The organism is Hydrogenophaga sp. (genome assembly GCF_018780385.1).
Lineage (GTDB): Bacteria > Pseudomonadota > Gammaproteobacteria > Burkholderiales > Burkholderiaceae_C > Hydrogenophaga.
This window is the reverse complement of sequence record NZ_JADMJO010000003.1, coordinates 20,154-38,243: the sequence shown is the minus strand read 5'-3', so window position 1 is coordinate 38,243 and position 18,090 is coordinate 20,154. Positions and strand designations below refer to the sequence as shown.

General features: G+C 63.9%; 20 protein-coding genes and 2 tRNA genes. 5 read left to right on the top strand and 17 right to left on the bottom strand.

Annotated elements, in window-relative coordinates; genetic code table 11:
* Nucleotides 1–9 precede the first annotated feature (9 nt).
* From IV113_RS00710 to IV113_RS00700, 3 genes are all read right to left on the bottom strand, one after another.
* Nucleotides 10–86 (bottom strand) — tRNA-Arg (locus tag IV113_RS00710).
* Nucleotides 87–149: 63 nt separating this feature from the next.
* Nucleotides 150–226 (bottom strand) — tRNA-Pro (locus IV113_RS00705).
* Nucleotides 227–283: 57 nt separating this feature from the next.
* On the bottom strand, nt 284–988 hold the full coding sequence (locus IV113_RS00700; RefSeq protein ID WP_291081132.1) for a glutathione binding-like protein: 705 nt from the start codon (nt 986–988) through the stop codon (nt 284–286).
* A gap of 91 nt (nt 989–1,079) precedes the next feature.
* Here IV113_RS00700 and IV113_RS00695 point away from each other — a divergent pair, with 91 nt between their 5' ends.
* Nucleotides 1,080–1,721 carry a hypothetical protein gene (locus IV113_RS00695; protein WP_291079821.1) on the top strand — a complete coding sequence of 214 codons (642 nt, stop codon included), beginning with the start codon at nt 1,080–1,082 and terminating at the stop codon, nt 1,719–1,721.
* Nucleotides 1,722–1,742: 21 nt separating this feature from the next.
* On the opposite strand, the gene IV113_RS00690 is transcribed toward IV113_RS00695, so the two are convergent.
* From IV113_RS00690 to IV113_RS00670, 5 genes are all read right to left on the bottom strand, one after another.
* Nucleotides 1,743–3,002, bottom strand: coding sequence for an acyl-CoA dehydrogenase family protein (locus IV113_RS00690; protein WP_291079819.1), 1,260 nt, complete (start codon nt 3,000–3,002; stop codon nt 1,743–1,745).
* 37 nt (nt 3,003–3,039) lie between these two features.
* Nucleotides 3,040–4,125: a phosphotransferase gene (locus IV113_RS00685; protein ID WP_291079817.1), complete on the bottom strand. Its 1,086-nt coding sequence runs from the start codon at nt 4,123–4,125 to the stop codon at nt 3,040–3,042.
* A 49-nt stretch (nt 4,126–4,174) separates the two neighbouring features.
* The gene (locus IV113_RS00680; protein ID WP_056277544.1) at nt 4,175–4,894 is read right to left on the bottom strand and encodes a Crp/Fnr family transcriptional regulator; all 720 of its coding nucleotides are present in this window, start codon (nt 4,892–4,894) and stop codon (nt 4,175–4,177) included.
* 109 nt (nt 4,895–5,003) lie between these two features.
* Nucleotides 5,004–5,783 carry an oxepin-CoA hydrolase, alternative type gene (locus IV113_RS00675; protein WP_291079813.1) on the bottom strand — a complete coding sequence of 260 codons (780 nt, stop codon included), beginning with the start codon at nt 5,781–5,783 and terminating at the stop codon, nt 5,004–5,006.
* Nucleotides 5,784–5,808: 25 nt separating this feature from the next.
* Nucleotides 5,809–7,329, bottom strand: coding sequence for a 3-hydroxyacyl-CoA dehydrogenase (locus IV113_RS00670; protein WP_291079811.1), 1,521 nt, complete (start codon nt 7,327–7,329; stop codon nt 5,809–5,811).
* Nucleotides 7,330–7,462: 133 nt separating this feature from the next.
* Between IV113_RS00670 and IV113_RS00665 the strand changes: the two genes are divergently transcribed.
* On the top strand, nt 7,463–9,526 hold the full coding sequence (locus IV113_RS00665) for a hypothetical protein (protein WP_291079809.1): 2,064 nt from the start codon (nt 7,463–7,465) through the stop codon (nt 9,524–9,526).
* Between the two features lie 66 nt (nt 9,527–9,592).
* Here the strand turns inward: IV113_RS00665 and IV113_RS00660 are convergent, their stop codons facing one another.
* From IV113_RS00660 to lexA, 3 genes are all read right to left on the bottom strand, one after another.
* Nucleotides 9,593–10,600: a D-2-hydroxyacid dehydrogenase family protein gene (locus IV113_RS00660; protein WP_291079808.1), complete on the bottom strand. Its 1,008-nt coding sequence runs from the start codon at nt 10,598–10,600 to the stop codon at nt 9,593–9,595.
* 44 nt (nt 10,601–10,644) lie between these two features.
* On the bottom strand, nt 10,645–11,019 hold the full coding sequence (locus tag IV113_RS00655; protein ID WP_291079806.1) for a hypothetical protein: 375 nt from the start codon (nt 11,017–11,019) through the stop codon (nt 10,645–10,647).
* A gap of 134 nt (nt 11,020–11,153) precedes the next feature.
* Nucleotides 11,154–11,840, bottom strand: coding sequence for a transcriptional repressor LexA (gene lexA, locus IV113_RS00650; protein ID WP_291079804.1), 687 nt, complete (start codon nt 11,838–11,840; stop codon nt 11,154–11,156).
* 107 nt (nt 11,841–11,947) lie between these two features.
* Between lexA and IV113_RS00645 the strand changes: the two genes are divergently transcribed.
* Genes IV113_RS00645 through IV113_RS00635 form a run of 3 tightly spaced genes read left to right on the top strand, consistent with a single transcriptional unit; the run spans nt 11,948 to nt 13,837 of the window.
* Nucleotides 11,948–12,925: an asparaginase gene (locus IV113_RS00645; protein WP_291079802.1), complete on the top strand. Its 978-nt coding sequence runs from the start codon at nt 11,948–11,950 to the stop codon at nt 12,923–12,925.
* Nucleotide 12,926: 1 nt separating this feature from the next.
* Nucleotides 12,927–13,346 carry a hypothetical protein gene (locus IV113_RS00640; RefSeq protein WP_291079800.1) on the top strand — a complete coding sequence of 140 codons (420 nt, stop codon included), beginning with the start codon at nt 12,927–12,929 and terminating at the stop codon, nt 13,344–13,346.
* Between the two features lie 11 nt (nt 13,347–13,357).
* Nucleotides 13,358–13,837, top strand: coding sequence for a DUF6152 family protein (locus tag IV113_RS00635; protein WP_291079798.1), 480 nt, complete (start codon nt 13,358–13,360; stop codon nt 13,835–13,837).
* Between the two features lie 57 nt (nt 13,838–13,894).
* On the opposite strand, the gene adk is transcribed toward IV113_RS00635, so the two are convergent.
* The 6 genes from adk to IV113_RS00605 all read right to left on the bottom strand — a co-directional run bounded on the left by adk (nt 13,895) and on the right by IV113_RS00605 (nt 17,900).
* Nucleotides 13,895–14,551: an adenylate kinase gene (gene adk / locus IV113_RS00630; RefSeq protein WP_291079795.1), complete on the bottom strand. Its 657-nt coding sequence runs from the start codon at nt 14,549–14,551 to the stop codon at nt 13,895–13,897.
* Nucleotides 14,552–14,707: 156 nt separating this feature from the next.
* Nucleotides 14,708–15,490: a 3-deoxy-manno-octulosonate cytidylyltransferase gene (kdsB, locus tag IV113_RS00625; RefSeq protein ID WP_291079793.1), complete on the bottom strand. Its 783-nt coding sequence runs from the start codon at nt 15,488–15,490 to the stop codon at nt 14,708–14,710.
* Nucleotides 15,487–15,693, bottom strand: a complete 207-nt coding sequence (locus IV113_RS00620) for a Trm112 family protein (protein ID WP_291079791.1) — start codon at nt 15,691–15,693, stop codon at nt 15,487–15,489. The genes kdsB and IV113_RS00620 overlap by 4 nt, the downstream gene beginning before the upstream one ends.
* Nucleotides 15,694–15,720: 27 nt before the next feature.
* Nucleotides 15,721–16,791 (bottom strand): tetraacyldisaccharide 4'-kinase, encoded by a 1,071-nt coding sequence (lpxK, locus tag IV113_RS00615; RefSeq protein ID WP_291079789.1) that lies wholly within the window; start codon nt 16,789–16,791, stop codon nt 15,721–15,723.
* A gap of 25 nt (nt 16,792–16,816) precedes the next feature.
* Nucleotides 16,817–17,254, bottom strand: a complete 438-nt coding sequence (locus IV113_RS00610; protein ID WP_291079787.1) for a biopolymer transporter ExbD — start codon at nt 17,252–17,254, stop codon at nt 16,817–16,819.
* A gap of 4 nt (nt 17,255–17,258) precedes the next feature.
* Nucleotides 17,259–17,900 (bottom strand): MotA/TolQ/ExbB proton channel family protein, encoded by a 642-nt coding sequence (locus IV113_RS00605; RefSeq protein WP_291079785.1) that lies wholly within the window; start codon nt 17,898–17,900, stop codon nt 17,259–17,261.
* Nucleotides 17,901–18,090 lie beyond the last annotated feature (190 nt).

Below are 18,090 nucleotides of genomic sequence, written 5' to 3'. Positions count from 1 at the left end.
AAGTTGATGTGGCCTGCCCGGAGGGACTCGAACCCCCGACCTGCTGCTTAGAAGGCAGCTGCTCTATCCGGTTGAGCTACGGGCAGACAGATAACCGGCAGCACATAGAAGAAAGGCCCACAGAGTGGGCCTTTTTCTTTTTCGATGAATGGTCGGAGCGGCGGGATTCGAACTCGCGACCCTCTGCTCCCAAAGCAGATGCGCTACCAGGCTGCGCTACGCTCCGACTAAGCTGCGAATTGTACCTGCTGAAATGGTCGGTTCTGGAGCGCAGGCTCTTCTTTCATCTCTTTTCATACTGAGTCTTGCCAAACAGGATGTCACGCGCCTTGTCATCGGTGAGTGGTTTGCGGGCATCGGCGAGCACCGCCACCCCGCGTTGCACTGCGGGGCGTGCAGCAATCTTGTCGAACCATTCCTTGAGATGCGGGTAGTCCGCCCAGTCGATGCCCTGGTTCTGCCAGCTGCGCAACCAAGGGAAGATCGCGATGTCGGCGATGGTGTACTGGTTGCCCGCAATGAACGTCTGGTTCTCGAGTTCCTTGTTCATCACGCCATAGAGGCGCTTGGCCTCGTTGGTATAGCGGTTGACGGCGTACTCGATCTTCTCGGGCGCATAGATGCGGAAGTGGTGCGCCTGGCCGAGCATCGGACCCACGCCCCCCATCTGGAACATCAGCCACTCCAGCACCTTGAACTTCGCCCGGTCCGACTTCGGCAGGAACTTGTCCGTCTTGGCTGCCAGGTACAGCAGGATCGCGCCCGATTCGAACAGGCTGATGGGCTTGCCATCCGGGCCATCGGAATCGACCAGCGCCGGGATCTTGTTGTTCGGGCTGATCTTCAGGAATTCAGGTTGGAACTGGTCGCCCTGGCCGATGTTGACGGCGTGGACTTGCCAGTCACGACCCAAGCGCAAACCACACTCTTCGAGCATGACGTGGACCTTGTGGCCGTTGGGCGTGGGCCAGGAGTGGACATTGATCATCAAATCGGCCTTTGTGTGCGTGCTTGCCGTGCGCAAGCTGCCGCACTCTAAGGTAAAACCGAAAACCATGTATGCACGCTTGAAGAATGCCTTGACGCCCACGACCTGGCTGCGAGCCCGCTCGGCGCCACTGGCCAAATGGGCGCAGGACCACGCGCTGAGTTTCAACCCGATGACGGGTGGGGCGTATGCGCTTGCCGGTCGTTGGCAGGACCGCCCGGTGCGCATCCAGTGCCTGCAAGCCTCTCGCCCGTTCATTCAGGGCATGGAGTTGATGGCGCGCGCCGACCTTGGTCTGAAGCAGGAAGGCAATGTCGTGGTGATGAACCGTCGGTTGAAGGAACTGCTGGAGGAGCAGTCGCGGGCGCTCTATTCGCAGTACACAGACGACCTGCAGACCATGGCGGGCGTGGTGCCCGAAGAGGTGAGGTGGCTGGCCACCTACCGCGATGCGGGTTGGGCAGGACCGGACCGGCGCTTCTGGGGCCGTTACGCGGTGCTCACCGACACGCCTGACATCGCCAGGCGCTGGATCGACAGCGAGACCGAACAGCAGTTGATGGACTGGCCCGAGTGGGTCTCCGAAGAGACGCCGGTGATGCTCATGCTGCAACGTGGCAAGACCTATTTGCGCATGCAGATCGACCGCAGTGGCGACACGGCCACCGCGTTGCACGCCTTGGCTCTGTTTGACCGCGCGAGTCAACGCGCCATGGAGATGGCTGCCCGCTGAATCATTCGCGGGCAGGCGGCCTCAAGAGCCGCGCGTGATCGGCATCTCCACTTCGGTTTTGATGAGCATGTGCTTGGCCAGCTCCAGCTTGGCGATCGACATGCGGTGCACTTCGTCCGGACCGTCGGCCAGGCGCAGGGTGCGCTGGCTGGCGTAGGCATAGGCCAGCGGAAAATCGTCGCTCACGCCGCCACCGCCGTGTGCCTGGATCGCCATGTCGATGATGTCGCAAGCCATGTTGGGCGCCACCACCTTGATCATCGCGATCTCGGCCTTGGCGACCTTGTTGCCCACGGTGTCCATCATGTAGGCGGCCTTCAGCGTGAGCAGGCGCGCCATCTCGATGCGGCAGCGCGCATCGGCAATGCGCTCGTGCCACACCGACTGGCTCGACACCGGCTTGCCAAACGCAACGCGGCTGTTCAAGCGCTTGCACATGAGTTCGATCGCGCGTTCGGCCGAGCCGATGGAGCGCATGCAGTGGTGGATGCGGCCGGGGCCCAGGCGGCCTTGCGCGATTTCGAAACCACGGCCTTCGCCCAGCAAGAGATTCCCGATCGGCACGCGCACGTTTTTGAGCACCACCTCCATGTGGCCGTGGGGCGCGTCGTCGTAGCCGAACACCGAGAGTGGTCGCACGATGGTGACGCCTTTGCTGTTGGCGGGCACGATGATCATGGACTGTTGCGAATGGCGCGGCGCGTCGGGGTTGGTTTTGCCCATCACGATGTAGACCGCGCAACGTGGATCCCCCGCGCCCGACGACCACCACTTGCGGCCGTTGATCACATACTCGTCGCCATCGCGCTCGATGCTGCACTCGATGTTGGTCGCGTCCGACGAAGCCACGTCGGGCTCGGTCATCAGGAAGGCCGAGCGGATCTCGCCACGCAGCAGCGGCTCGAGCCACTCGTCCTTGAGTTCTTCGCTGGCGTAGCGCTCGAAGGTTTCCATGTTGCCGGTGTCGGGCGCCGAGCAGTTGAAGACCTCGGCGGCAAACGGCACGCGCCCCATGATTTCACACATGGGTGCGTACTCGAGGTTGGACAGGCCCTGTGGCGCGCGGGGGCTGCGCGGCAGGAAGAGGTTCCACAGGCCGGCGGCCTGCGCCTTGGGCTTGAGCTCTTCGATGATGGTGGTCGGGATCCAGGCGTTGCCCTTGGCGCGGTTGGCCGCGATCTCGGCGAAAAAGCGCGCCTCGTTCGGGTAGATGTGCTCGTCCATGAACGCCAGCAGGCGCTCGCGCATGTCCTTGACCTTGTCGGTGTAGTCGAAATTCATCGTGTCTCCTTGTGAGTGATCGGGTGTTTGAAACTGTTCAGGTGCCGCTGGCGAATCGCCAGGCCATCTCGGCCATGGGGCGAGCGCCAGTGGCGGACTTCACCGCCTGGTCGCTCGATGCCGTGCCGGCCTCGACCCGCTTGGCGATGCCTTGCAGGATGGCCGCCAGGCGGAACATGTTGTAGGCGAGGTAGAAGTTCCAGTCGGCCTTGAGTTGCGCCGGCGCTGCGATGCCGGTGCGCTCGCAGTAGAGCGCGATGTACTCGTCTTCCGTGGGAATGCCCAGGGCCTTCACGTCGAGCCCGCCGATGCCTCGGAACATGCCGGGCGGTATGTGCCAGGACATGCAGTGGTAGCTGAAGTCGGCCAGCGGATGGCCCAGGGTTGAGAGCTCCCAGTCGAGCACGGCGAGCACACGCGGCTCTTCGCTGTGGAACATCAGGTTGTCGAGCCGGAAGTCGCCGTGCACCACCGACAGCATCGACTCGTCACGCGCCATGGCCGGGATGTTGTTCGGCAGCCATTCCATGAGCCGGTCCATCTCGGGGATGGGCTGCGTGACGGATGCAACGTACTGTTTGCTCCAGCGGCCGATCTGACGTTCGAAGTAGTTGCCGGGCTTGCCGTAGCCGTCCAGGCCGATGGCCAGTGGCTTGACGGTGTGCAACGCGGCGATGACACGGTTCATCTCGTTGTAGATTGCGCCGCGTTGTTCGTTCGTCATGCCGGGCAGGGACTGGTCCCACAGCACGCGCCCGTTGACGCATTCCATGATGTAGAACGCGCGGCCGATCACCGACTCGTCTTCGCACAGCACGTGCATCTGCGCCACCGGAACGCCGGTGTCATGCAGCGCACTCATCACACGAAACTCGCGCTCGATGGCATGTGCCGAGGGCAGCAGCTTGGCCACCGGGCCCGGCTTGGCGCGCATCACGTAGGCGCGTTGGGGCGTGATGAGTTTGTAGGTGGGGTTGGACTGGCCGCCTTTGAACATCTCCACCGTCAGTGGACCTTCAAAACCGGGCAGCCGGCTTTGAAGCCAGGTGGCCAGGGCGGCTTCGTCGAAAGCGTGTTGGCCGGCCACGGGGCGTGTGCCGGTGAAGTTCTGGGTGTCGCTCATGTCTGATGGCCTTGGGAGGAGGTGGGGAAGAAGGCCATCGCGCGGTGCCTCAGGTTTCGGCTTCTGCGATTCGCATCAGCATGTCCCGGTTGCGCACCACCAGTCCCCCCTGCTCGATGCGGATCGCGTTGTCGCGCTCCATCGACTTGAGTTCCTGGTTCACCCGCTGACGCGAAGCGCCGAGCAACTGAGCCAGCTCTTCCTGCGCCAGCTGCAGGCCGATGCGCATCTCGTTGCCGTCGGCCAGGCAGGGCACGCCGTAGCTGCGCACCAGGTGCAGCAGTTGTTTGGCCAGGCGTGCGCGCAAGGGCAGGGTGTTGAGGTCTTCCACCAGACCGAACAAGGTGCGGATGCGCCGCGCCTGCAGGCGCATCAAAGCCTCGTACAGTTCGATGTGCGAGCTGAGAATCTTCTGAAAATCGGTGCGGGCCACGCACAGCAGCGTGGTGGGTCCGTGGGCATAGGCATCGTGCGTGCGCTGGTCGCCGTCGAACATCGCCACGTCGCCAAACCACACGCCCGGCTCCACATAGGTCAGCGTGATCTGCTTGCCCGAGAGCGACGTGGAACTCACGCGCACCGCACCCTTGGCCACCGCCGTCCATTCGGAAGGCGGATCGCCTCGGGCGACGATCAGATCGCTGTCCTTGAATCGCTTGACGTAGGCGCATCGGAGTATGTCGTGCCGCAGGGAGGGAGAAAGGTTGGAGAACCAGCGACCACTGTTGATCGCCTCGCGTTCTTCCATTGTCAGAATCGGTTCGTCCATGGGCTGTCTTTTGAGTGACTGGAAAGTCAATGATTGTCGCCACTGGGACGTGGCAACGGGCTCAGGGTATGCGCGCAGACGGCCCGCGCCGCCTTGCTTGCGCGTCGGTTCAACGGTAGTTGGCCGGGCGCTTGTTGACGAAGGCGTCGATGCCTTCTCCCGCGTTCGCGTGGTGCAGGTTGCGCACGAAGTGGTCGCGTTCGGCGCTCAGCTGTGCGTGGAGCAACACGGTGGGGGCATCGTTGGCCAGCTCCTTGATGCTGGCCAGGGCATTGGGGGCGCGGGCGTTGAGACGCTCGCACAGCGCGAGCGCATCGACCAGCGCTTCGCCAGTGGCGCTCACGGTATTGATCACGCCCAACTGCTGTAGCCGCTCGGCGCCGATGCGGTCCCCGCACATCAGCAGTTGCAGTGCGGTCGCGCGGGGCAGGGCTCGCATGAGGCTCCAGGTGGCGCCGCCGTCGGGTGACAGCCCCACGTTGCTGTAGGCCATCACGAACACGCTGCTGTGCGCAGCCACCACCATGTCGCAGGCCAGGGCGAGTGAGAAACCCGCGCCGGCACACGAGCCTTCCACGGCCGCAACGACGGGCTTGGAAAACGCACGGATGGTTTCGATCCAGTTGTGCAGGCCTTCGATGCTCTGCGCTTGCACCTCGGGCGGCTGCTGGCGGTTGGCCAGCAAGCGCTGCAGGTTGCCACCCGCACAGAAGTGGTTGCCTTCGCCGGTGATCACCACGCTGCGCACCTCAGGGCTGCTTTCGGCCACGTTGAGCGCCTCCACACCGGCGGCGTACATGTCGGGGCCCAGCGCGTTGCGGTGCTCCGGGTTGCTGATGGTCAACACCATGGTCTGACCATGGCTGTGGCTCTTGATGCTTGCGGTCATGTGCGTGCGTCCGGTGGGGTGTCGGTCAGGCTTCTTCGTGCGTCAGGCTCAAGCCCAGGGCGCCGCGGCGGCGCAGCCAGGGCGAGGGGCGATAACGCGGGTCGCCGTAGACCGTTTGAAGGTTGAACAGAATCTCCAGCATGTTCGTCGGACCGATGCGGTCGCCCATGGCCAGTGGACCCGTGGGGTAACCCAGGCCCAGCGTGACGGCCACGTCCAGATCGGCCGGCGAGCAGATGCCCTGCTGGCACATGTCGGCGGCGATGTTGACGATGGTGGCTACCACGCGCTGCGTGACAAAGCCGCCACTGTCGCGGATCACGCTGACCGCCTTGCCGTCACGCGCGAAGAGCGCGTGAGCGGCCTGGGCCATGTCAGAGCGGGTGGCGGGGTTGGTGGCGAGCACGCGGCGTTTCACCGCAGCGTCGTCGAGCATCATGTCGATGCCGACGGTGCGTGTGGCGTCGAGCCGCTCCACGGCGGCCAGGGTGGTCACGTCCAGGCCCAGGGGGGCCACCAGGATCAGGGCGAGAGAGGAGGGCGCAGCCGCCGTCTCGATCTGAGCGCCCAGATTTTTCAGCAACAGGTAGAGCTCCGCGCGTCGCGCCGCCTTGGGCGACACCCACACCGGCGGCATCTCTGCCACCACAGGCACAACGGGCTCGGCCGGTATTTGTGCCACGCCCTTGTCGTACGTGTAGAAGCCTTCACCCACCTTCTTGCCCACCACGCCGCCGGCCAGGCGCTGTGCGGTGATCACACTGGGGCGATAACGCGGTTCCTCGAAGTACTGGTGGTAGATCGACTCCATCACCGGGTGCGACACGTCCAGCGCGGTCAGGTCCATCAGCTCGAACGGGCCGAGGCGAAAACCCATCTGATCCTTCAGGATGCGGTCGATCGTGGCGAAGTCGGCCACGCGCTCACCCGCCACCCGCAGTGCCTCGGTGCCGTAGCCACGTCCGGCGTGGTTCACGATGAAGCCGGGCGTGTCCTGCGCGGTCACGGGCGTGTGGCCGAACTGGCGGGTGAAGTCGGTGAGCTGCTGGCAAACCTTTGCACTGGTCTTCAAACCGGCGATCACCTCCACCACGCGCATCAGTGGCACCGGGTTGAAGAAGTGGAAGCCCGCCAGCTGCGCGGGGCGCTTGAGTGGCGCGGCAATGGCGGTGATGGACAAGGACGATGTGTTGGTGGCCAAGACCGCCTCGGGCCCGATGATGCCTTCGAGCTCGGCGAAAAGGCGTTGCTTGACGTCGAGCCGCTCAACGATCGCCTCGACGAGCAGATCGCAGGGAGCGAGGTCGCTCAAGGCATTGGCCAGATGCAGGCGGTCCACACAGGCCTGCATCTGCTCGGCGGACATCTTGTTCTTGGTCACCAGCGTCTGCCAGGTGGCGTGCAATGCGTCACGCGCCGCCTGGGCCGCGCCAGGCTGGACATCGAACAGCCAGACCTGGCTGCCCGCCTGGGCTGCCATCTGTGCGATGCCGCGGCCCATGGCGCCGGTTCCGACGAGGCCGGTGTTCTGAAAAATGGGTTGCATAAGCGTGTTGTATTTGGAATGAGTGCTTCTGGAGCTATGACAGAATCGCCCAACGAACGAAAGAAGGAACTCTGGCGTGCGCAAGTACTGGACAGGTTGTATTTTGCTATCAACTGCCTTGAGCAGTTCCGCCGTGACCCTCGGTCGTCACAGTGGCGCCGCCATGATCGGGCGCGCGCTCGATGTGCGCGTGCAGGTGCTGCTGGCACCTGGCGAGGACCTGGCCAACCTTTGCATCGAGACCGACGTCTTCTACGGCGACACCCAGGTGTCGCCCAGCTTGGTGCGGACATCGCCGCAAAGAACCACGCCCGATGCAGAAGCATCGGTGCGGGTTCAGTCCAATCTGCCGGTCAATGAGCCTTTCGTCACCCTTTATGTGCGAGCCGGGTGCGGCACCCAGTTCACACGCCGTTTCGTGTTGCTGGCCGATCTGGTCAACGAGCCGGTCACGGCTGCGGTGCAGCCCTCCACAGGCACAGCCGCGGCGCCCTCGACCTTGCCGCGAGCGACGGCTACGCCCAATGCCGCTGGCGTGCCCCCGTCGTCGGCTCCGGCATCCACCGCCGCGCGCGTTGCAAGCCCATCCCAACCCAGGCCCGCAGCATCTTCGCGCGCAGACGCGCCGCCCGCGCGAGCGCCTTCGGTGGTGCGCCGCTCGCCTGTCAAGCCACCCGTGGCCGCAGCGCCCCGGTTGCAGCTGGATCCCATCGACCTCAGCACCGGTATTGAACGCGACCCCACCCTCAAGCTCTCACCCCTGCTGCTGAGCGAACCCAGTACGTCTGAAGAAACACGGGCTGCGGCAGCCCAGCTCTGGAAAAACATCAACGCCTCGCCCGAAGACATCCTGCGCGAGGGACAGAAGCTGGCCGCGCTGGAATCCGAGGTGGCGCGGCTTCGTGCGGAGCAGACGCAAGCCCAGGTCGCACTGGGCGATTTGAATTCACGACTGGAACGATCGCAAGCGCAGCGCTACCAGAACTGGTTGGTCTATCTTCTGGGCGGATTGCTGCTGCTGACCATGCTGGCCGTGTTGTTGGTGCTGCGCCGCCGCCAAGAGGCCATGGTTCAGGGTTCGGAAGCCTCCCGCGCCTGGTGGGCACCTGAGGACGAAGAGAAGACGGTGTTGGTGCCACTGCAACCGGATGCCGGCATGTCCAAGGTGACTTCCGGATTCACTCCGCTGGGCAGCGGCGCGGATCTGGACATCGATCTTGACCAGGATTCTTCGTTTGATGGGCTGACGAGCCCCAATGAAACGGCTTTGAGCGCCAAGGGTGCGCGGGTGAACGAGCAGATCGCGGCGCCGTTGTCCGCACGAGATCGGCGGGAGTTTTCCACCAGCGCCTTGGGCGTGTCCCGGTCGGTGGCCACCGAGGAGTTGTTCGACGTGCAGCAGCAGGCCGATTTCTTCGTGTCGCTGGGCGAAGACGAGCAAGCCATCCAGGTCCTCAAGGATCACCTGACGGAAAGCCACGAGCCCAGCGCACTCACCTATATGGACCTGTTCCATATCTACCACCGGCTGGGGCGCCGCAGCGACTACGAAAGTCTGCGCGAAGAGTTCAACCACGTGTTCAACGCGGGTGCGCCACCGTTTGACAGTTATTCGCAACGGGGCCGAGGGCTTGAGGCGTACGAAACCGCGTTCAGCCGGATCCAGGCGCTGTGGCCGGAACCCCGGGTGCTGGACTTGATTGAACAATCGCTCTTCCGTGACTCCACCGACAGTGCGTCCGAGGTGTTTGATCTGGAGGCCTATCGCGAACTGCTGATGCTGCATGCGATCGCCAAAGACCTCATCGAGCGTGACAACCGAGCCTCCCGCGCCAGTGGAGATTTCCCGCACACCGCCATGCAGCCGCTAAAGGCGGCTGACAAGTCGGTGTCCATGGTGAGTGCGTCGCTGCACGATGCCTCGGAGCGACACACCCAGCCCATGGGTCTGGAGAGCATGCCCCCGGCCTCGTCCCGTCTGGGTCTGGACATCAATCTGGACGACTTTGCAGAGATGGACGGCTTTGAAGCCTTGTTGCCCGAGGTGAACTCAGCGGTGGACGCATCGACCAGACCCACCCAGCCTGCAGACTTTGAGATCCGGGAGGCGGAGGGCAATCTCATCGACTTCGAGGTTCTTGATTTTGACTTGCCGAATGAGTCCGAAGGCGCCCGAACGTCCGGCAAGAAGACCTGAGTTTCACCAGCAACCCTTCAAAAGAACGCCGCAGATGCGGCGTTTTTCCTGAGTGGGCTGGACCGGTCAGCGGCGAACCTGCAAAGCGCCGGGATTCACGATGTTGGTGGGCGTGCCCTTGATGAAGTTCACGACGTTGTCAAACGCCGAGGAAAAATACTGCTCGTAGCTGTCTTGCTCCACATAGCCGATGTGGGGCGTGCAGATGCAGTTCTCCAGTCGCAGCAGAGCGTGTCCCTGCAGGATCGGCTCGGACTCGAACACGTCGACCGCCGCCAATCCCGGGCGACCGCGGTTGAGCGAGGCGAGCAATGCCTCGGGCTCGATCAATTCGGCGCGTGAGGTGTTGACCAGCAAAGCCGTGGGCTTCATGCGACCCAGGTCTTCCAGCGTGACGCAGCCAGCGCTGGTCTCGCTCAGCCGCAGGTGCAACGTCAACACATCGCTCGAGGCGAAAAAGGCCTCCCGGCTCTCCGCCGCTTCAAAGCCGTCGGCCACCGCTCGGGCGCGTGAAGCTTCGCTGCCCCAGATGATCACGCGCATACCGAAAGCGTGGCCGTAGCCCGCAACCAACTGGCCGATGCGCCCATAGCTCCAGACCCCGAGCGTCTTGCCACGCAGCACCATGCCCACGCCGAAGTTGGTCGGCATGGCGGAAGACTTGAGCCCCGCTTGCTGCCAGGCGCCATGCTTCAGGTTGGACACGTACTGAGGAATCCGCCGCATCGACGTCATGATCAAGGCCCAGGCGAGCTCGGCCGTCGACACGGGGGAGCCCACACCTTCGGCCACTGCGATGCCGCGCTCGGTGCAGGCGGCCACATCAAGGTGTCCACCCACCCGCCCGGTCTGGGCGATGAGCTTGAGGCGTGGCAGCTTCTCGATGAGCTGGCGAGAGATCTGGGTTCGTTCACGGATCAGCACCAGCACGTCGGCGTCACGCAGGCGGACCGACAACTGGCCGACGCCCTTGACGGTGTTGGTGAATACCTTGGCAGGGTAAGACTCCAGCTTTTCAGCGCATTTCAGCTTTCGAACCGCGTCCTGGTAGTCGTCAAGAATCACAATGTTCATGGGCCTATTGTGCCCGCGCCTTCCAGGGAGGCGGCTTTGTCGCCTCAGGCTGCGCGTGCCATGGACGCCTGCTCCAGCGCAGCAAGGCGATCCAGTTCGGCGCAAACATCGTTGATCGGGCCGGATATGACGAGACGCATGTCCGGTCGCTTCACGGGACGGGTCTCGGCTTGACGCAGCACGCGGACCCGGCAGGTTGATGAAGCGAGCGGCTCAGCCACAGGAGCCGGATGTGTATGAGGTGGGGCGTTGTTGGCCGCTTCCCGGTTCAGCCAGCCGGCACGGGCAAAGCGTTGCATGGCCCTGGCCGCAACAGCTGAAGTGGCCGGACGGGCATGGCGTTGGGACGGCAGGGGCAACCAGCAGTCGATCAACTGCAGGGGGGCTCGCCACGTGTTGGTATTGAAGATTTTTCCCATGCGAAACTCCAGATGAGGGGTTGAACACAGGCAGGATTGCAAGGAAGTCGCCAACGCAGGGATGTGTCCAAGACGAGCCGTGTGCTCGTCGGACCAAACGCCCGCCACCTGCTGAGGCAACGTGACCCGAGGGGTCAGAGTTGGAAACTGTTGCGGATGAGGCCCACCGCGAGGCCTTCGATTTCGAACGGGTCACCGGGCTCGACCACGATGGTCTTGTAGTCCGGATTCTCGGCATGAAGTTCGATGACGTTTTGCCGCCGCATGAAGCGCTTCACGGTGACGTCGTCACCCAGGCGGGCGACCACGATTTGGCCGTTCTTGGCCTCCTTGGCGGATTTCACCGCTAACAGATCGCCATCGATGATGCCCACGTCGCGCATGGACATGCCACGGACTTTGAGCAGGTAGTCGGGCTCGCGCTGGAACAGGCTGCGCTCCACGTGGTAGGTCTGATCCACATGCTCTTGCGCCAGGATGGGAGAGCCCGCAGCCACGCGCCCGATCAGGGGCAGCATCAACTGGGACAGGCTGGGGAGCGGGAGTGTAAGCTGGCGCCCGCGCGAATCGTTGATGGAGCGCAGGTCTTCGCTGCGCAGGCGGATGCCGCGCGATGTGCCACTGACCAATTCGATCACCCCTTTGCGCGCCAGTGCCTGCAAGTGCTCTTCGGCCGCGTTGGCCGATTTGAAACCGAGCTCGCTGGCGATCTCGGCCCGCGTGGGCGGGGAACCGGTGCGTGCAATGGCGGTCTGGATGAGTTCCAGAATCTGCTGTTGCCGGGCGGTGAGCTTGGGCGTGGTGGCGGGCATGTCGAGCATGTGAACCTCATCGGGGTGGATGCCTCACCGGGCGGGGTATCCGACAGGTGGGTTACTGTTTTCTTATCCAGTGGCTGTATTTTTAACCAGTTCAAAGGACTTGGCAAGTGCTTAATGAAAACCAGGCGCGTCGCCTTGTGGTTCTGGGTACCGGCGGAACGATTGCCGGACGTGCAACCCAGTCGAGCGACAACGTGGGCTATGTGGCGGGGCAGGTGGCGGTGAGCGATCTGGTGGCGATGGTTCCAGCCTTGGCTGCCTGTCCGCTGGACGTGGAGCAGGTGGCACAGATCAACAGCAAGGACATGGTGCTGGGCGTGTGGCAAGCCTTGGCCACGCGGGTGGCCGAGCATCTGGATCGGCCCGAGGTGGCCGGCATCGTGATCACACACGGCACCGACACGATCGAGGAGACGGCCTTCTTGCTGCAGACTTTGCTGCGTCCGTCCAAGCCGGTGGTGCTCACGTGCGCGATGCGGCCAGCCACAGCATTGGTGCCTGACGGGCCCCAGAATCTGAGCGACGCGGTGGCGGTGGCCTTGCATCCGCAGGCCTGCGGCGTGGTCGTCGTGTGCGCGGGGCGCATTCACGGCGCCCTGGACGTGGCCAAGGTGCATCCTTACAGGACGGACCCGTTCGATTCCGGTGATGCAGGTGCTCTGGGCTGTGTGGAAGAGGCTCAGTTGCGTCTTTTCAGACCTTGGCCGCCAGCCGCGAGTCAGGGCACGCACGACGCCGCAGGCCTGCACCGTTTGCTGGGCGCTGCCGCACTTCCGCGCGTGGAACTGATGTTCAGCCACGCCGGCGCCGATGGCGAGATGGTGCGGGCCTTGCTCCGCCACACCCCCGTAAACGCAAGCCGGTTGCGCGGCATCGTGGTGGCGGGCACGGGCAACGGAACGGTGCACGACGACTTGCTGGTGGCGCTGAAACAAGCACAGGCCAGTGGGATCCATGTGGTCGTGGCCAGCCGATGCGCGCAGGGCCGTGTGGTGCCGCATGCCGGGCAACCGCTACCTGACTCGGCCGGCCTCTCGCCCGTGAAGGCACGCTTGGGGCTGGCGTTGCAACTCCTGGACGCCTGACATGCTGGTGGCTCTGGGTGCACACCCCTGGGCCTACCCCATGCTGGAGGTGGTCCACCTGATGGGCGTGGCCCTGATCCTCGGCAATCTGGTGATGCTCGAATTGCGTGTTTTTGGATGGGCGTCTGCTTTACCGATCGAGCCTCTGGCGCGGTTGAGTCTGGGGCTGGTCGGCTTGGGCTTCGGCCTGGCCGCGGTGACTGGATTGTTGATGTTTGGAACTCAACCCGGGGAACTGCTGGCCAATCGCGTGTTCACAATCAAAATGGTGCTGATCATGCTGGCTGGTTGCAATGCGGCCTGGTTTCATGCGCGCCGTTCGCTGCAGCTCCAGGACACCACTGCCCGTGTGAGCATGCTCTTGTCCTCGGTGATCTGGATTCTGGTCATCACCTGTGGGCGCTGGATCGCCTATGTCTGAAGGAGAACACCATGCAACGACGTGATTTTGTACAACTGGCGGCGCTGCTGGGCTGGGGCGGTGGCGCCACGGGTGCCCTTGCGCACCATGGCTGGAGCAGTTTCGATCAGAGCCGCCCGATCTACCTTGAGGGCAAGGCCGACGATGTGAAATGGCGCAACCCGCACGCTGAACTGGTGCTCGAGCTGCCTGAAACGTTGCGCCTGCCCGCCGATCTGGCCCAGCGTGCGCTGCCAGCGCAAACCGCCGGTGTCGACGGGCCCGCGTTGCTGGCCAAGTCGGTGGTTCCGACGCGGCGCGATCGGCGTTGGGAGGTGGAGTTGGCGCCACTGTTTCGCCTGGGGCAGTGGCAGATGCCCGAGATCAAGAACGGAGATGCGCTCTCGTTGGTGGGCTTCACGTTCAAGGACGAGGTGGGTGCTGCCATCGTGCGGGCCGAATACGTGTTTCTAGGCGGCAAGGTGTACGGCTTGCGTTCCAGCCCGGCTTGAAGCGCTGCGCTCACAAAAAACCCGGCTCGAGGCCGGGTTTTTTGTGAGAGAGGTCGGTTACTTCGATAGGGCCTCGAAAGCGCGCGCCGTGATGTCATCGACCGAGCCCATGCCGCTGATGGCGCGGTACTGAGGCGCCGCGGCAGCGTCGTTGCGCGCCCAGCTGCTGTAGTAATCGACCAGCGGACGGGTCTGGGCACTGTAGACCTCCAGCCGCTTCTTCACGGTTTCTTCCTTGTCGTCTTCGCGCTGAATGAGTGGCTCGCCGGTCACGTCATCCTTGCCTTCGACCTTGGGCGGGTTGAACTTCACGTGGTAGGTGCGACCCGAGGCAGGGTGCGAGCGGCGCCCGCTCATGCGCTCGATGATCGCGTCGAAAGGCACGTCGATCTCCAGCACGTAGTCGAGCTTGACACCCGCGGTTTTCATGGCGTCGGCCTGGGGGATCGTGCGGGGGAAGCCGTCGAACAGGAAGCCACCCGCGCAGTCGGGTTGTGCAATGCGCTCCTTCACCAGGTTGATGATCAGGTCGTCACTGACCAGACCGCCGGATTCCATGACTGCCTTCGCTTGCAATCCCAGTGGCGTCCCGGCCTTGACAGCGGCACGGAGCATGTCGCCGGTGGAAATCTGAGGGATGCCGTACTTCTGGCAAATGAACGTCGCCTGCGTTCCTTTGCCGGCTCCCGGAGCTCCCAACAAAATCAGTCTCATCACTTTCCTTCTTTGGTGTTTCAATGGCTTGGCCGCTTGTCTCGAGCGGCGGCCCAGGGCGTGGGGGCCGGGGCGACCAATCGAGGATAGCATGCACATCCTCGCGTCCGGCTTACACCGCAGAGCCCCCAACGGGCTGGTTCCTGGTGCGGGGAGTCAGTCCAGAGACAGCATGCGCCGCACCCTGTCGAGGTCCTGCGGCGTATCGACGCCCGCACCGGGAGCGACTGCGCTCAGGTGCACCGCAATGCGCTCGCCGTGCCACAGCACCCGCAGTTGCTCCAGCGATTCCATGGTTTCCAGCGGCGCGGGTTCCAGCCCGGGGAATCGCTTCAAAAATCCCACGCGATACGCGTAGATGCCCACATGTCGCAAGGGCGCGGGTGAGGGCAGCGCCGGAGAGCCATCGGCAGCCATGCCGTCGCGCCACCATGGCATGGGCGCACGGCTGAAGTAAAGCGCCGTCTGCCGGCGGTCCAGCACGACCTTGACGACGTTGGGATTCAGGAAATCGGCCAGTTGATCAATAGCGTGCGCTGCCGTGCTCATGACGCAATCGGTTCGGGCTTGCAACTGGGCAGCCACGGCATTGATGAGATCGGGGTCGATCAGGGGTTCGTCCCCTTGCACATTCACCACCACCTCGTCATCTGACAAGCCCAGCATGGTGCATGCCTCGGCCAGCCGGTCGCTCCCACTGGGATGGTCGTTGCGGGTGAGGATGGCGTTGACGCCGTGTGCCTTGCAAGCTTCAACGATGCGCACGTCGTCAGCCGCCACCACACACACGCGAGCAGCGCTGAGTTGCGCTTGCCGGGCCACCCGAACGACCATGGGCAGACCCGCGATGTCGGCCAGGGGTTTGTTGGGCAGGCGGGAGGAGGCCAGTCGTGCGGGGATCAAAACCACAAAGCCGTTAGGCTCCGGCGCAGCGCTCATGGCTGAGGCGTGGGTGCGTTGGGTCGCGCGGCTTCGTCGTCGGTCAACGGACGGGCCTCATGTTCCAGCAAGATCGGGATGCCGTCGCGCACCGGGTAGGCCAGACGCGCGCTGCGAGAGAGCAGTTCCTGACTCTCGCGGTTGAAGATCAGGGGCCCTTTGGTGACGGGGCAGACCAGCAGTTCGAGCAGTTTGGTGTCCATCTCGCGATGATAGTCGCGCGAGCCCGTTCAGGGCTTGCGTCCGAGCGCCAGGAGGTGGTGTTCGAGCGTGTTGAAGAAGGCCGGGTCTGGCGTCATTTCCAGAGGCACGGCCCAGGCCTGGACGCGCGTGGCGGGTGGCATATGGGTCAGCAAGGGAAACAGCTTGACGGCATCTTTTTCGGTGCAAAGCAGGGTGCGCGCGGGGTCGTGGGTCAACGCGGCATAGTCGGCCGCATCGGCATGGTCGGGCAAAGCCACTTCCAGCTCGGGTCGCAGGCCCGCTGCATGCAGCATGTCAAAAAACACCGAGGGTCTGGCGATGCCGGCCACGGCGGTCAGGCGGTGGTTGCACAACTCGTGCAGTGGCATGCGTTCTCCGCTTGGACCCACGGCATGAGTGGCAAGCCGCCGTGTTGCGCTGAACAACGATGCGCCGGGCGCGCTGACCCGTGCGGGCGCAGTCGCATCTTCACGGTGCTGGTGCAAAACCAGATCCGTCGGCAGGCTGCCGCTGGAACTGCGGGGCCACGCTTCGCGCAGCAGGCCAGCTGGCAGCAACCAGCCGTTGCCTGTGCCACGGTCGTCGAACACGACGATCTGCAGATCGCGGTGCAAAGCCCAGTGCTGCAGGCCGTCGTCGCAAACCAGGATGTTCACCTCCGGGTGCGCGTCCACCAAAGTGTTCGCTGCAGCGACACGGCTGGCAGCCACAAACACGGGGACACCCGTGCGCAGACGAATCAGGGCGGGCTCGTCGCCGCCGTCCTCGGGTGGGGTGTCGGGCGTGACCTCTACAACCTCCTGACTGTGCCGGCCGTGGCCGCGCGAGACCACGCCAGGCCGCCAGCCCTGCTCGCGCAGGTGGTTCACCACCGCGATCACCGTGGGAGTCTTGCCCGCGCCGCCCACCACCACATTGCCGATCACGATCACCGGCACCTGGATGCGGTGCGTCTTGAAGATGCCGAGTGCATACAGGGCACGCCGCAGCGCCATCAGGCCGGCGTAAACCAGTGAGACCGGCCACAGGAGACAGGCCAGCCAACCTCGCTTGCGGGAGTGCACCAACCACAGCGCCTGCCAGCGGGACCGACTCATCGGCGCGCGATGGGGGTTCAGCCCGTCAGGGTTTGCCACGGGCTGCAGCGGCGCCCGTCTGCTGGGTGGCAAACGTGATCTGGACCAGGCCTGCGCGACGCGCTGCGTCCATCACGTTGATGACCGACTGGTGGGTGGCCGTGGCATCGGCGCTGATGATGATCACCGTCTCGGCGTTGCCTTGTGATGCCTGGCTCAAAGCGCTTGTGAGCAATTCGACGCTGGCACCTTCAAGCACCTGCTTGTTGATCGAGTAGCGCCCGTCGCTGCCGACCGCCACGACGACTTCCTGGATGTTGGTCTTGGGTGCCTGCGCATCGGCCACCGGCAGGTTCACCTTGAGCTCCGTGAATTTGCTGTAAGTGGTGGTGAGCATCAGGAATATGAGCACCACCAGCAGGATGTCGATGAACGGGATCAGGTTGATCTCGGGTTCATCGCGCGAGCCGGGACGGAAGTTCATGGCTTCAATGTTTGCGCAGGCTCAGCAGGTGGCGCGCAAAACGCTCAGCCGCCAGCTCCAGACTGAGCAAGTAGTCGTCGACCCGGGCGCGGAAATAGCGCCAGAAGATGAGCGCGGGGATCGCCACGATCAGGCCGAAGGCCGTGTTGTAGAGAGCAATGGAGATGCCCTGGGCCAATTGGGCAGGGTCACCCACGCCTGGCACCACACCGGCCCCTTGCGCCCCTTGGGAGCCAAAGATCTCGATCATGCCGATGACGGTGCCCAGCAGGCCCAGCAGAGGTGCCGCCGATGCGATGGTGGCCAGCGCGCCGAGGTAGCGTTGAAGTTGCGCTGCGGCCTGGCGACCGGCGCCCTCCAGGCTGGCGCGCAAGTCGTCCTCGCTGGCGCGCGGGTTGCTGTTGAAGGTGCGAAAACCGCTGGCGAGGACGGTGCCGAGCACGGAGTTCTGTTCGAGCTGGGTCACCACGTCCGGGCCTGGCACGCCGTTGCGCGACACCATGATGGCCTCGTCCAGCAGTTTGGGGGGGAAGATCTTGGCTGTTTTGAGACTGACGAATCGTTCGATGACGAGAGCCAATCCGATGACGGAACAGAGGATCAATGGCCAGATGGGCCATCCGGCGGCTTGTATGATGGAAAGCAAGTCTGGGCTCCAGGCGGGTGCCGCTGGGTCGCGCGGCGCAAGACAGTGCGGCGATTATGTCTCAGGGGTGGCACCCACCCCGCGAAACGGCCCCCAACCCCGTACCCTATGCACCACGCCACGTGGTGGCTTCGTGCACAGATTCTGTGGATAACTTTGTGAAGAACCCGGCGCGCAAGTGGCGCGAGCC

Coding starts and splice junctions, on each gene's coding strand:
- IV113_RS00635 (WP_291079798.1), top strand. CDS start 13,358: ATGCAACGACGTGATTTTGTACAACTGGCGGCGCTGCTGGGCTGGGGC.
- IV113_RS00675 (WP_291079813.1), bottom strand. CDS start 5,783: ATGACCGCAAGCATCAAGAGCCACAGCCATGGTCAGACCATGGTGTTG.
- IV113_RS00640 (WP_291079800.1), top strand. CDS start 12,927: ATGCTGGTGGCTCTGGGTGCACACCCCTGGGCCTACCCCATGCTGGAG.
- IV113_RS00620 (WP_291079791.1), bottom strand. CDS start 15,693: ATGGACACCAAACTGCTCGAACTGCTGGTCTGCCCCGTCACCAAAGGG.
- IV113_RS00685 (WP_291079817.1), bottom strand. CDS start 4,125: ATGAGCGACACCCAGAACTTCACCGGCACACGCCCCGTGGCCGGCCAA.
- IV113_RS00700 (WP_291081132.1), bottom strand. CDS start 988: ATGATCAATGTCCACTCCTGGCCCACGCCCAACGGCCACAAGGTCCAC.
- IV113_RS00655 (WP_291079806.1), bottom strand. CDS start 11,019: ATGGGAAAAATCTTCAATACCAACACGTGGCGAGCCCCCCTGCAGTTG.
- IV113_RS00610 (WP_291079787.1), bottom strand. CDS start 17,254: ATGAACTTCCGTCCCGGCTCGCGCGATGAACCCGAGATCAACCTGATC.
- lpxK (WP_291079789.1), bottom strand. CDS start 16,791: ATGAGTCGGTCCCGCTGGCAGGCGCTGTGGTTGGTGCACTCCCGCAAG.
- IV113_RS00690 (WP_291079819.1), bottom strand. CDS start 3,002: ATGAATTTCGACTACACCGACAAGGTCAAGGACATGCGCGAGCGCCTG.
- IV113_RS00660 (WP_291079808.1), bottom strand. CDS start 10,600: ATGAACATTGTGATTCTTGACGACTACCAGGACGCGGTTCGAAAGCTG.
- IV113_RS00670 (WP_291079811.1), bottom strand. CDS start 7,329: ATGCAACCCATTTTTCAGAACACCGGCCTCGTCGGAACCGGCGCCATG.
- IV113_RS00680 (WP_056277544.1), bottom strand. CDS start 4,894: ATGGACGAACCGATTCTGACAATGGAAGAACGCGAGGCGATCAACAGT.
- kdsB (WP_291079793.1), bottom strand. CDS start 15,490: ATGAGCGCTGCGCCGGAGCCTAACGGCTTTGTGGTTTTGATCCCCGCA.
- adk (WP_291079795.1), bottom strand. CDS start 14,551: ATGAGACTGATTTTGTTGGGAGCTCCGGGAGCCGGCAAAGGAACGCAG.
- lexA (WP_291079804.1), bottom strand. CDS start 11,840: ATGCTCGACATGCCCGCCACCACGCCCAAGCTCACCGCCCGGCAACAG.